At 61.2% G+C, this 13247-nt stretch carries 10 protein-coding genes; 1 reads left to right on the top strand and 9 read right to left on the bottom strand.

Features of this window, described 5'->3' with window-relative positions; genetic code table 11:
• Positions 1 to 3 precede the first annotated feature (3 nt).
• The 9 genes from ACQY5P_RS01700 to aspS form a co-directional block, all read right to left on the bottom strand.
• Positions 4 to 2394, bottom strand: a complete 2391-nt coding sequence (locus tag ACQY5P_RS01700) for a hypothetical protein (protein ID WP_428409111.1) — start codon at positions 2392 to 2394, stop codon at positions 4 to 6.
• Positions 2395 to 2403: 9 nt separating this feature from the next.
• Positions 2404 to 3783, bottom strand: coding sequence for a surface lipoprotein assembly modifier (locus ACQY5P_RS01695; RefSeq protein ID WP_428409110.1), 1380 nt, complete (start codon positions 3781 to 3783; stop codon positions 2404 to 2406).
• Between the two features lie 249 nt (positions 3784 to 4032).
• Positions 4033 to 4419, bottom strand: a complete 387-nt coding sequence (locus ACQY5P_RS01690) for a DUF3307 domain-containing protein (protein ID WP_428409109.1) — start codon at positions 4417 to 4419, stop codon at positions 4033 to 4035.
• 173 nt (positions 4420 to 4592) lie between these two features.
• Positions 4593 to 5447 (bottom strand): c-type cytochrome biogenesis protein CcmI, encoded by an 855-nt coding sequence (gene ccmI / locus ACQY5P_RS01685; protein WP_428409108.1) that lies wholly within the window; start codon positions 5445 to 5447, stop codon positions 4593 to 4595.
• A complete protein-coding gene (locus ACQY5P_RS01680; protein WP_428409106.1) occupies positions 5447 to 5899 on the bottom strand; it encodes a cytochrome c-type biogenesis protein in 453 nt (150 codons plus the stop codon). Before ACQY5P_RS01680 ends, ccmI begins: the two co-directional genes overlap by 1 nt.
• Positions 5896 to 6429 carry a DsbE family thiol:disulfide interchange protein gene (locus tag ACQY5P_RS01675; protein WP_428409105.1) on the bottom strand — a complete coding sequence of 178 codons (534 nt, stop codon included), beginning with the start codon at positions 6427 to 6429 and terminating at the stop codon, positions 5896 to 5898. Before ACQY5P_RS01675 ends, ACQY5P_RS01680 begins: the two co-directional genes overlap by 4 nt.
• Complete coding sequence (locus tag ACQY5P_RS01670; RefSeq protein WP_428409104.1) at positions 6426 to 8411, bottom strand: heme lyase CcmF/NrfE family subunit; 1986 nt, start codon at positions 8409 to 8411, stop codon at positions 6426 to 6428. The genes ACQY5P_RS01675 and ACQY5P_RS01670 overlap by 4 nt, the downstream gene beginning before the upstream one ends.
• 418 nt (positions 8412 to 8829) lie before the next feature.
• A complete protein-coding gene (locus tag ACQY5P_RS01665; protein WP_428409103.1) occupies positions 8830 to 9951 on the bottom strand; it encodes a M14 family metallopeptidase in 1122 nt (373 codons plus the stop codon).
• A gap of 145 nt (positions 9952 to 10096) precedes the next feature.
• A complete protein-coding gene (aspS, locus tag ACQY5P_RS01660) occupies positions 10097 to 11896 on the bottom strand; it encodes an aspartate--tRNA ligase (RefSeq protein ID WP_428409102.1) in 1800 nt (599 codons plus the stop codon).
• Positions 11897 to 12095: 199 nt separating this feature from the next.
• On the opposite strand from aspS, the gene rnd reads away from it, so the two are divergent.
• A complete protein-coding gene (gene rnd / locus ACQY5P_RS01655; protein WP_428409101.1) occupies positions 12096 to 13241 on the top strand; it encodes a ribonuclease D in 1146 nt (381 codons plus the stop codon).
• Positions 13242 to 13247 lie beyond the last annotated feature (6 nt).

The following is a 13247-nucleotide window of genomic DNA, read 5'->3' as shown; positions in this document are numbered from 1 at the left end:
GGCCTAAAGGAAAGACGTCGGACCTGGCTGGCGCGTCATTTCCTCAATGACGCCGACGCCTTCGCCGCCCATGCCGTCATTAAAGTTGAAATAGATATCGGCGCTCTCCCCCGCCCCGCCATCCCCATCGCGGATCAGCAGCATTATGTTTTCGACATTTGAGCCGGTGACGTCGGCGTCGCCGAAGCCGAAAACGCCGACGCCGTTGGCCGCATCGTCGAAGCTCTTTTCGGCGATGAACTCAAAAAAGTCGAAGTAGTAGAGATTTGTATAGTCGTCGATGGTGGCGGTTATGAAAGACTCGCCGCCGCCGACCGTGCGGCTGCCGAAATCGATATCGATCGACGCCGCCGCCGAGCCGAAAGAAAAGCCGCCGTCTGCGCGCTCGACTTGCGAAAAGTCAAAGCCTCCGTCGAAACGAAAGACGCCGCCTCCAAGCGTCACACCCTGCTGGTCGAGTCCGGCAATGGTTGAGATTGCATCTACATTGAAGGATGTCTGCGACAGGAACGCTTCCGTATATAGGTGATTGCCGTCGTCATCCTCGAGAATGGCGGCGATGTTGCCGATGAGGCCGTCGCCGGGACCGAACATCGCCTCGCCGGCGACAAGCGCCGGGTCCGCCGTCAAGGTCGCCAGCGTATAGAAAGAAAGACCGAAAAGCCCGGAGTCGAACGCCGCCGCCTGATCGAGCGGTAGGTACTGCACCGTATTCGCGCCGCCAATCGCGCTGTCCGCCGCAGCGGAGATCGCAATGAAAGACGAACCGCCGCCCACCGTGCGGTCCGCGAAATTCACCTCAAGCTGGGCTACCGACCATCCGGTAAGACGCGTCGCGCCGCCCAGCGTTGAAATGACATTCGTGGACTGGCCGTGAATGGTGACTGCGCCGCCGGTGATCATTTCGAGTTCCGGCTGCGTGTAAAGATCCGCAAGGTCGTAGGAGAAATAAGCGAGCTCTCCAGGCCCTGAGGATAAAAGCACATCCTCTGCCCCGCCCGCGAGAACGTACACATTGTTGTTGGGATCGCTGCCTTCGAACTCGCTGCTGACATCGACGGTCACGGTCTCGCCTTCGCCCTGACGCACAGTGAGGCTGTAGGCGGGGGCATTGAAAATCGAAAGCCCGCCCTCGCCCGTGGAGAAGGGAACGCCGACGCTCGCGAATTGCGTTTCCAGAAACGCCTCTATGACTTCCGGCGAAGGTTCGACGCCTGTCGTGCTGCGCTGGGTGAGATCGTTGGGGTCGGTCACCGTGAAATCGAACTTCACGAATGACGCGAGCGCCTCCGGCGCAATCGAGCGGCTGGCCCAGTCGATGGCGATCTGGAACATGACGATCCCGTCCTGCGTGACCGAAGAGCCTTCGGGATTGATGGTCATCTGCGCCGGCGCGATAACGAAGATATGTCCGTCCGGACTGGCCTGCGCGTCCGCGAAGTCTTCCAGCACGTCGAGCGGCAGGATGTCGCCAACCGGAATCATGAAGTCCGGTTCGTCCGGGTTATCGGGATCCTCTTCGCCGTCGGCCGAGGGTTCCGGCGGTAGATACTCCGTGTTCCAGTTGTCCTGTCCGCCCTTGTTACCGGCATATTGCTGGCCGCCCTCGCCTTCCTGCGCTCCCTGACCGGAATTGTTCAACGGATCGCCGGCGTAGTCCTGCTCTTCGCCGTCGCCTTCCGGAATAACCGGCAGGAACGCGTCATAGATTTTCTTCAACAGCTCTTCATCGGCGCGGAAAGGCTCCGACACGCCGTCGGGACCGATGCGCACGACCCAGCCTGGACGTTTCAGACGCGCGACGATCTCGTCCTCATTGTCCGTCCAGAAATCGACAAGGCCTTTCGGCGAGAGGCCGCTATTGTCGCGCAACGGCCCTTCGAGCAGCGCATACACATAGCCGTCGATCTCGACGATGATGACATTGGTGCCGCGCACGCCCATGGTGACGCCGCTGTCCTGGATTTCGACTTCCGTATCGCCGGGCTCTGTGTCGCGGCCCGACGAATACCGGACGCCGCCGCGCACGAAGTTAACGACGCGCCGGCGCCCCGCGCCTTCGCCGTCGTAGAACTCGCTGATCGAGGATTCCGAATTCGGCGAGAAGGTGTAGGTGCTCCAATCGCAGAGCTTCAACTGCAAATGGGATTCGTCCCCTGTGCGGACGTAATCCTGCGAGAACATGTCGTCGCCTGCATCGGGACGGAAGGTGCCGCGCACATTGCTGCGGTCAACGCCAACCTCGGGACCGACAACCGCGGTCGCATTGCCGGCCTTCGGATCGTTGGTCTCTTCGTCGAAACATTCCGCCGCCATGACGGGCGCCGCAAACAGAGATAGCGCCGCGACGCCGGCGGTTGTCTTCAAGATGGAGGCGATAGGTTTCTTCATCATGCCGTCCCCCTAAAACGCGATGCGCTTCGACACCAGGAACGCCGCTTTGTGCGTCTTGTAATCGAAGTTCAAAATGTTGGAATCGACCGTCTCATATTCATATTGGACGATCAGATTGATGTCCTTCACCGCCTCCGGCAGCTTTGGCGCGAAGAAAGACACAGGCGCGCCCAATGTCACACGGCCGCGATAAAGCCACTCGTCGCGTGTGATGGCCGGCGTAATGAAAAAGTCCGGCCCGTCATAGGACGAATTTTCCGCCCAGAAACCGAGCAGCGAAAACGCGCCGCGGCCCAGGAGCCAGCTATGCTGCGCATAGACGCCATAGCGATCATAGGATTCATATGCGGTCTCGCCCTTCTTGTCCGCATACATGCCCTCAACTGTAAGCTTTTGCGTCGACGAAAAACGCCAGGCGACGCCGGCGCGCCCCGTCAGGCGCCGGCCCGACCGTTCGCTCGCCGCACCGAAGGAGGCCGTGTCGCGAAAATCCTCTTCTTCGCCCCGGAAGTTCACATAGGTGGCGAGTTTCGGATCCCAGCGATAAGCGACTTCAATCTCGCCGCCATAGGTCGCGAGATAATCGTCGCCGTCGAGCCAGTAAAATCCGCCGCGCAGGCGCGGCGTCACCGACCAGTTTCCCGAATACCACGTCCCGCCGAGCGCCAGCGTGGCGGCATTGAGATCGAGACTGTCCACTTCCGTTTTGTCGGAATGATAAAAGCCCACATCGGCGTGAAGCAGACTTCCCTCCTGCGTGCCGAGATCGTGCTGCAATCTTCCCTGCGCTGAAAGGATATAGGCGAAATCGTCGATCTTCGGATTGGCGTTCAGGGTCGTCGTCACATACTGCGTCGGACTGACGGGCAGGGAGAAAAGAACCTGTCCGCTCGACGGAGATTGATTGCGGTTCGATTCATAATCGACGCCGGTCGTGATGGTGAGCGCGCCGCGCGTCGGACGCTGTTCGTATCTGATGCGCTCAAGATAGGTTTGCGCTTCCGCCGCCAGCGGCGCCGGCAGCTCGCCGCTTTCCAGCGCCAGCTCCAGTTCGTAGCGCGCGCGGTCGTAAAGCCCAAGCCGGTAGAGAACGAGGCCATACAGGACGCGTACGTCGTAAAGCGTCGGATTAAGGAGGAGAATGCGCTCAAGCGTCGCCCCGGCTTCTTTCAGGTCGCCCGCTGCAATCTGCTGGCGCGCATAATCGATATTGAGCTGGATATTGTCTGGCGCCGAAAGCACCAATCCGAACGGAATGACAGCGCCGCGATAACGGTCCCGCCCAAGCTCGCGCTGCGCTTCCGTCAGGTCGCGGTCGACCGCCTCGCGCGCCGCTTCTTCCGGCTCCTGCGCCAAGACCGGCCCCGCCGCCGCCAGGGCGGCCATCATTGCTGCGCCGAATAAAAAAATCGGCCTTTTTCGGGTGTTAAACCCCATAAACTCCCCCTTGCCCGGCGCGGTCAACTCCTTGCTCACACTGGGAAAGACGCCATACCCGCAAAACGCCAGTCCGCGCCAAAGCGCGCCCCCCGGCGAATTCTCTCGTCTCGACTATGCGATGCGGCAAATCCCCCCGCAACCGTTTTCTGGGAACGGTTAACCATGAAAGCATGGCGAAAACCGGGCTTTATCTTGGCCTTAGCGGTTTGTAACCAGCTCCCAGATGATAAAATAATGGGTTAGATGGTGAACCATCTGATCGAAGCCGAAAGAAATCCAGAAAGACTGCCGTTCCGGATCGCCGAACCGGCCAAGCATTGAGCGCGCGGATTTGATCCGGTCCATGGTGAAATGCGCAGCAAAATCCACCAGCGCAAGCCACCATAAAGAAGGGTTGACCACCATGACGATGGTGAAAGTCAAAAGCGTGTGGATCAGAACATGCAGCGTCAGGGGATATAAAAAACCCCAGCCCGGCTTCATCTTGCCATTGGCCATCCATGTGGTCTGAAGAAGATAGTCGCTGATGAAATGCTTGGCCTGATAGGTCAACAACAGCGCAAAGACGAACGAGAGATCGTTCATTCCAACAAATCCTGCCCTATTCCCCCGGACGCGTCCCTAAGCGCGCGGCGGAACCCTATGCCGTGTCGATGAGCCGAAGCAAGGCGCGGTTTTATCTTTCAACCGCGGATAGTGACGCCCGTCACACTTTGTGCGGCGCAACGCGATATGATTGGCGATCCGATGCATAGTGCTCAAAGCGCGTTGATCATCTCGACAAGGCGCGCGCGCTCCGGCGCCTCTTCCGGCATCATGGCGACAAGCCGCGACCAGTATTCGCGCGCCGCTTCTGCGTCGCCCTTCTGACTGGCGGCCAGACCCTGAAAATACAGCGCAAACGGATGATCCCTATTGAGGGACGCCAGCGCCTCGACCGCGGCTTCCGCTTCTTCGTTCATGGGCTCGCCTTTTGCGTCCAGCGCAGACATCAGCGCCTGTATCCGATTGACGTGCAGGTTCGGGTCCTCCGGGGACAGAGCGATGGCGCGGTCATAAGCCGCTGCGCTTTTTTCATAGTCGCCCATGACGGCGTAAGACCGGCCGAGCATGGTCCAGCCCTCTAGGTCGTCCGGATTGTCTTCAAGCCGCGCGGCGAGTCCCTCGACCATGCCGGAAATCATCTGCGCGCGATCCTCCGGCGACATGTCCGCCGCCATTTGCACGCGGGCGCGCGCCGCAAGCTCCTCTCCGGCACGGGTCGTTTCGCCGGAAGGATTGCCAAGAAGGCCGTAAACAAAAAAAGCCGCCAAAGGAGCCAGCGCAGCAAGCGCCACAACAACCGGACGTAAAGCCGTGCGAGATGGCGGCTCCATTTTTTTCTCCGCAGCGCGATGAGCGGCGAGAAGGCGCCGGCGCGCCTCTTTATCCGCGCTCTCCGCCTCCTCCGCACTGATCAGCCCCGCCTCGCGGTCGCGGGCGATGTCGGCGATCTGAGCCGCGAGATAATCCTCTTCGTCGAGCGGCGCGGCGACGTTGCGGGCGCGCAGGAACGGTTCGATAAGAAGGACAAGCGCCGCAAGCGCAATCACAAGAATGGCGATCCAGATCATCAGCCGCGCTCTTCCAGCAGCCGGTCGATTTCTGCTTCGTCCTCAGCGCTCATGGGCGCGGGCGGCGCCGGTTTCGGCCGCCGCAGGAAAAAAAACCCGCCCGCCGCGCCTGCGATCAACGCCAGCACCGGGAAGGTCCAGAGAAACAGCGTGTTGCCCTGCACCGGCGGTTTCAGAAGAACATAATCGCCATAGCGTTCGACCACATAGGCGATGACTTCCTTGTCCGTGTCGCCCGCGACAAGCCGCTCGCGCACCAGCAGCCGCAGATCCTTCGCCAGCGGCGCATTCGATTCCGCGATAGACTGGCTCTGACAGACGACACAGCGCAACTGCGCGTCGATCTTTTCTGCGCGGGTCTCCAGCACCGGATCGTCGAGCAATTCGTCCGGCTCCGCGGCGACAGCGGCGCCCATAAAGATCAGTGCAAGGATAAATGAGAGAAGCCTCATTGCCGGCGAAGCTCCTCGATCATCGGCGCCAGCGTCTCATTCCAATAGGGTTCCGTGATGGGCATGGCGACGCGGTAACGCACGCGGCCTTGCTTATCGATCACAAACGTTTCCGGCGCGCCGGTGACGCCGAGATCGATGGCGACGCGGCCTGCCTGATCGTCGCCGACTCTCGTATAGGGATTGCCGAGGCGGTCGAGCCAGGCTTTCCCCTCCCCGGGTTTTTCCTTCCAGTTGAGGCCGTAAATCTTGATGACGTCATCCTCGGCAAGCTGCATCAGGAACGGGTGTTCTATATGACAGCTCACGCACCAGGAGGCGAAGACGTTGAGAAGCGTCACCTCGCCTTTCAACTCTTCCGATGAAAACCCTTCATCCATCCCTTCAATGGCGGGCAGATCGAATTGCGGCAGCGGCTTGTCGATAAGTTGCGACGGGATCGCGGACGGATCGCGCGTCAGTCCCCAGGCGAAGAACGCGCCGACGACAAGAAACAACAGAACCGGAAGGAGGAGTAGGAGGCGGTTCATGCGGGCGCCGTCTCCGCTCCGGCCGGCGCCGGTTTCTCCTTGCGCAGTTTCGCCGGCTTGCGGCCGCGATCGCCGAAGGCGATGAGCCCGCCGAACGCCGTGACGCCCGCGCCGATCCAGAGGAAGCCCACCAGCGGGTTGAAGAAGAGACGCACGGGCCAGCCATTGCCGGATGTGTTGGCGCCGAAGGAGATATAAAGATCGTTCGGCCCGCGGGCGCGGATCGCCGCCTCGCTCGTCTCCATACCGCGCACAGGATAAAACCGCCGCTCGCCGGCGAGCGTGACGCTCTCATTATTCTTCGTCGCAACGAAGGTCGCGCGTTCCGCCTCGTAGTTCGGGCCGCGCAGCCGCTCCACCGATTGCAGCGTCACCTCATAACCCGCAATGGCGGCGCTATCGCCTTCGGCCATCAATTGCACGACTTCGGTCTTCCAGAGACTCATGGACGCCGCGCCGAGGGCGAACAACGCTAGTCCGCCATGGGCGATGGACGCGCCCCATGCGGCGCCGGGCAGTCCCTTGGCGCGAGAGAGGCTTTGGGCAAGCGGCGCGCGAAACAGCTTGATGCGTTCTGCGATGTCGAGAAACGCCCCGCCCGCGAGCCAGACGACAAGGCCCATGGCGAAGGCGCCGCTGATCCGGGCGCGGTCCGCGACGACAGCGGCGATGATCGCGACTGCCAGCGCCGCCGCAGACGCGGGCCAGAGTTTTCTGAGGCTCGCGCCGAGGTCGCCTTTCTTCCAGGCGAGCAAAGTCCCGACAGCGGCGAGAATAAGCGTCAGGGACGCCAGCGGCGCAAAGATGAGATTGTAATAGGGCGCGCCCACGGAGATTTTCTCCCCGGAGAGAACGTCGATAAACAGCGGATAGAAAGTCCCGACGAACACCACCGCACAGGCGACGAGCAACAGGACATTGTTGACGACGAGCGCCCCTTCGCGGCTCACCGGCGCAAAGGCGCCCGTCGCCGAGAGCGAATTGGCGCGGAACGCAAAGACGCTAAGCGATCCGCCGATGGCGGCGAACAGAATGGCGAGAATGAACACGCCCCGCGCCGGATCGACGGCGAACGCGTGGACTGACGTGATGACGCCGGACCGGACGAGAAAAGTCCCAACCAGACTCAGCGAGAATGTCGTGATGGCGAGGAGCAGCGCCCAGCCCTTCATGGCGTCGCGGCGTTCGACCACGCGGATCGAGTGGATGAGCGCCGTCCCCGCAAGCCACGGCATGAACGACGCGTTTTCAACCGGGTCCCATGCCCACCAGCCGCCCCAGCCGAGTTCGTAATAGGCCCACCAGCTTCCGAGCATGATGCCGATGGTGAGGAACACCCAGGCGATCAGCGCCCATGGCCGGACGAGCCGCGCCCACACGCTGTCCGCACGGCCGCGGATGAGCGCCGCCACCGCGAAGGAAAACGGGATCGAGAAGCCCACATAGCCGAGATAGAGAAACGGCGGATGGATTGCGAGACCTGGATCCTGCAACAGCGGGTTCAATCCGGTCCCGTCCGCCGGCGCCGGGATCAGCCGTTCGAACGGATTTGACGTAAACAATATGAACGCCAGAAAGGCGGCGATGATGAGCGCCTGCACGCCGAGCGTCAGCAGCAACAGATCGCGCGGCGCCGCCCGTCCCTGCAGCGCCAGCACCGCGCTGAACAAAGTGAGGATCAGCGCCCAGAGCAGCATGGAGCCCTCATGGTTCCCCCATGTGCCGGTCAACTTGTAGATGAACGGCTTCGCCGAGTGGGAATTCTCGAACACATTGACGACGGAGAAATCCGACACCGCATAAGCGTGCATCAGGCTGAAAAAGGAGAGCCCGACGAGGCAGAAAATCAGGATCGACGCGCGCTGGCCGAAGACCGCGAAGCGCGCATCCTGTCCCCGCGCACCCATAAACAAGGCCGGGCCCTGAATGAGCGCCAGCATGAAGGCGAGGATCAGCGCGAAATGTCCGATTTCAGGGGTCATTGAGAGCCTTTACCGAGGCCTTTTCATAGAGAGTTCGTAGGGATTCTGCGAGGGCCGCCGCCCGCGATAAATAGGCGCTGCCCCCTTGCTGCGGGCCCGATGCGCTTCGTTCGGCGCCCTTGTTTCATGCGGGGTTGCGGGCGATGTGGCGCCATTTGGAATTTTCTGCTCTGTCCACATTTCCATTGCCTCTTGTGTCATCGCGAACGGCCACTGCGAACACATCCGCAATGACTCGGGCGAGACTATAAGGCGGCCGCGAAGGTGGTGGATAACTATTCGCCAGTGGAGCGGGGTTGGGCCCCCGTTTCACGGGAAATCGCTCTGAAGGCCTTGTATTCTCAAGGGTTGAAACACAGCACGCAGATCTGAAAGCCCGAAAATGTAACGTCCGGCGTGACAAAGGCGGGCGGAACCGTCAGCGCAGCTTGTCGACGATTTCCGCCATCACCGTAAGGTGCTCGCGCGCGAAATTGCGGCACCGGGCCGGCGACCAGCCATGAACCTCGTCCGGGTTCACATTCGCATCCTTGAACGGCATTTCGAGGGTCATGGAAAGGCAGTTCCAGGTCTCGGCCACATAGGAATTGGCGATGTCGAGATTGGCCTTGCCTGGCGCCGCAGGCGGGTAGCCCTCTTTCGTCTGGAAGTCCTTCGATATGTCGAGCAGCCTTGAGGAATAGGCGTCGAACAGATTGCCATGCCGCTCGTCCCAGGAGGGGATGCCCGCGGCGCTGTCGAGGAAATTGTTGGCGATGGCCTCATCGCCATGAACATCGAGGAAGAAGTCGACGCCGGTTTCGCGCATCTTCTCGCGCACCAGGAACACCTCCGGGCTTTCCTCCATGGTCGTGTTGCGCCAGGCGCGGTTCAAATCTTTGCCCGCCGCATTGGTGCGCAGATGGCCGCGCTTGACGCCGTCGAGATTCATGCAGGGCACGATGTGGAGCGTCGCCTTTTCAAGCAGCGATGTCACGGCCGCATCGTTTTCACCTGTCAAACGCTCGAGAAAGCCTTCCATCCACCATGAGCCCATGGTCTCGCCCGGATGCTGGCGCGCGATCACCCACATCTGGCGCGGTCCCGACCCGGCGCGAAAATAATGAATGTCCTGACCGTCGAGCGTCTGGCCCAGCACTTCGTTGGCAAGGATCGACGACGCCGCGATGTTCTCCATATAGGTGCGGTAGCGGCTGGTGGGATAAGGCGCGAAATAGGCGTACCAGACCTTATCCTTCTCCGGCGCATGACGGATGCTCAGTTCGCCGCCCTCGAAGGACGTGTTCACCCGCACCCATTCTTCCTGGTCGTAAGACGCGACGGCGCGATAATTTTTCCAGCCGCTCTGATACGACGCGCCATGCGCATTGGTGAGGCGCATGACGAGGTTCTGTCCCTCGCCGCCCTCGACGCAAAAGAAGAACCACTGAAAGAACGCCGCCTTGTCGTCGGGCTTGATTTCAAGCTCGATATTCGACGGATCTTCGGCGCTCTTGCAGATGATGTTGCCGCTGTCGAAATCGCTGGTGATGGTGAGCATGTAACTTCCTTTCCTCTTCCCCCGTTTACGGGGGAAGTACCGCCGAAGGCGGGGATGGGGGCAGGCCATGCGGCCCCCTCCGTTCAGCCGCAAAAGACGGCTGGCCACCTCCCCCGCAAGCGGGGGAGGAAAAGAGGTTTCGTCGTCAGTCTTTCTTTTCCGTGATCGGCATGACGACGCGGATATGGACGTCCTTCAATTGCTGATCCGACGCCTCGATCGGCGCATGCAAGAGCAGGTCTTCCGCCTGCTGCGTCATGGGGAACATCGTGACTTCGCGAATGTTCACTTGATCGGCGAGCAGCATGACGATGCGTTCGATGCCCATGGCGCAGCCGCCATGGGGAGGCGCGCCATATTTGAAGGCGTTGAGCATGCCGCCGAATTTGTCCTCGACGACTTGCTTGCCGTAACCGGCGATCTCGAAGGCTTTATACATGATGTCCGGACGGTGGTTCCGGATCGCGCCGGAGCCGAGCTCGTAGCCGTTGCAGACAAGATCGTATTGATAGGCCTTGATGGCGAGCTTCTCGTCATCGCTCGCCGCGGCTTCCAGCGCTTGAAGCCCGCCCTGGGGCATTGAAAACGGGTTGTGGCCGAATTCGACTTTCTTGTGCTCTTCGTCCCATTCATACATGGGGAAGTCGACGATCCAGGCGAGTTCGAACCGGTCCTTGTTGGTGAGGCCAAGCTCCTCGCCGATGACGACGCGCGCCTTCGCGGCGACGGGCTGAAAATCCTCCGGCTTGCCGGCGAGGAAGAAGGCGGCGTCGCCGGCTTTCAGCCCTAGCTGCTCGCGCACAGCTTCGGAGCGTTCCGGGCCGATGTTTTTCGCGAGCGGGCCTTTCACTTCGGTTTCGTCGAAGATCATGTAGCCCATGCCCGGCAAGCCTTCCTTCTGCGCAAAGGAATTCATGCGGTCGCAGAAAGCGCGGGAGCCGCCGCCCGGCGCCGGGATCGCGCGGATTTCGTTTTTCGGGTCGGCGTCGAGGATCTGAGCGAAGATCTTGAAGCCCGAGCCGCGGAAATGATCGGACACCACATGCATTTCGATGGGACATCTGAGGTCCGGCTTGTCTGTCCCGTATTTCAGCATGGAAATGTCATAAGGGATCAGCGGGAACGGATATTTCGTCACCGTGCGCTCGCCCGCGAAGGTCTTGAACGTCTGCTCCATCACCGGGCCCACGGCGTCGAAGACGTCGCTGCGCTCGACGAAACTCATTTCGAGGTCGAGCTGGTAGAATTCACCGGCCGACCGGTCGGCGCGCGCATCCTCGTCGCGGAAGCAGGGCGCAATCTGGAAATAGCGGTCGAAGCCCGAGACCATGATGAGCTGTTTGAAGATCTGCGGCGCCTGGGGCAGCGCGTAAAACTTGCCGGGATGGAGACGCGACGGCACGAGGAAGTCGCGCGCGCCCTCCGGCGACGAAGCCGTCAGGATCGGCGTCTGGAACTCGGTGAACCCCGCCTTCTCCATGCCGTTGCGGATTTCGCGGATGACTTTCGACCGGAGCATGATGTTCCGGTGCAGCGTCTCGCGGCGGAGGTCGAGATAACGGTGGGTCATCCGGATGTCTTCCGGATAATCAGGCTCGCCGAACACGGGGAGCGGAAGCTCGTCCGCGCCCGAGAGGAGCTCGAAGGCGTCGATCCGGACCTCGATCTCACCCGTGGGGAGGTTCGGGTTCACCACTTCCGCGTCGCGGGCGACCACCCTGCCGTCGATCTTGATGACGCTTTCCTGGCGCACCTTCTCGATTTCGCCGAAGAACGCCGCCTCCGGCTCCACCACAAGCTGGGTCAGCCCGTAATGGTCCCTGAGGTCGATGAAGAGGAGCCCCCCGTGGTCGCGTTTGCGGTGGACCCAGCCCGACAGGCGAACCGTCTCGCCGACCTCGGTTTTGCGCAGTTCTCCACAGGTGTGGCTACGATAGGCGTGCATTTTATTCCCCACTGATTTGGTCGCGCCGGAGTGGCCACAACGCCATGCAATGTCAAGGCCGCGGCTTGAGGCTTGGGCTCCTTCCGGGCGGGCGCTGGCGGTATGTCCAGTTTCCTTTACATTTAGGTCACAGCCGCGCCGTTTTGCAACGCCGCAACGCGCTTGCAGGCACCCCCGCGCGCCGATAGAAGCGCCCGTCATGCAAGTCATTTCGACCACCGACGACCTGGCCAAGTTTTCCAAGGCGCTCAAGAAGCAGCCCTTCGTGGCGGTCGATACGGAATTCATGCGGGAAAAGACCTATTGGCCGATCCTCTGCCTGATCCAGGCGGCGGCGGAAGGCGAAGAGGCGATCATCGATCCCCTCGCCGACAAGCTCGACCTCTCGCCGTTTCTCGAGCTGATGACTGACAAGAAGGTCGTGAAGGTCTTTCACGCGGCGCGTCAGGACCTCGAGATTTTCTACCGGCTCATCGGCGAAGTGCCGGCCCCGCTGTTCGACACGCAGATCGCCGCCATGGCCTGCGGCTTCGGCGACCAGATCGGTTACGAGCCGCTGATGCGCACGCTGTTGAAGGCGAAGATCGACAAGGGTTCACGCTTCACCGACTGGGCGCGCCGGCCGCTGACCGAGGCGCAGCTCGCCTATGCGCTGTCCGACGTCACGCATCTGCGCGACGCCTTTCCGCTTTTGACGGAGACGCTCGACAAGCGCGAACGCAAGCACTGGGTCGAGGAAGAGATGGAGGCGCTTTACGAAGGCGATCTCTATTATGTGCAGCCGGAAAAAGCGTGGAAGCGGCTGAAGCTCAAAGGCGTGCGCCCTAAGGAAATGGGCGTCCTGATGAAGCTCGCCGAATGGCGCGAACGCGAGGCTCAGACGAAAGACACGCCGAGAAGCCGCATCCTGAAAGACGAGTCCATTTTCGAACTGGCGCGCCTGCAGCCGAAGGACGCGAAATCCCTCGCCCGCGCGCGGTCGATCCCCACCGGCTTCGAGCGCTCGAAATCCGGGTCGGCGATCATCACCGCCGTCAAGGAAGGCGCCGAGATCCCGCGCGACAACCTTCCGGCGCTGGAAAAGATCGAAAAGGAAAAAGCGCCGGCAGACGTCGTCGAACTCCTGAAAGTTTTGCTCAAGCGCCAGTGCGAAGCCTATCATGTTGCGCCGAAACTCATCGCGTCGAGCGCCGATATCGACGCCATCGCCCTCGACGACGACGCGGATGTGCCGGCGCTCCATGGCTGGCGCCGCGATGTCTTCGGCGAGGCGGCGCTGCGTTTGAAACGCGGCGAGATCGCCCTGAAGCTAAAAAAAGGCGCTGTCGAGATTATCGACGCTTAAATTGGT

Origin of the sequence: Hyphococcus sp., from assembly GCF_965267305.1 — a bacterium.
Taxonomy (GTDB): domain Bacteria; phylum Pseudomonadota; class Alphaproteobacteria; order Caulobacterales; family Parvularculaceae; genus Hyphococcus.
The sequence above is the reverse complement of the archived record's forward strand: the minus strand, read 5'-3'. Positions and strand labels throughout refer to the sequence as shown.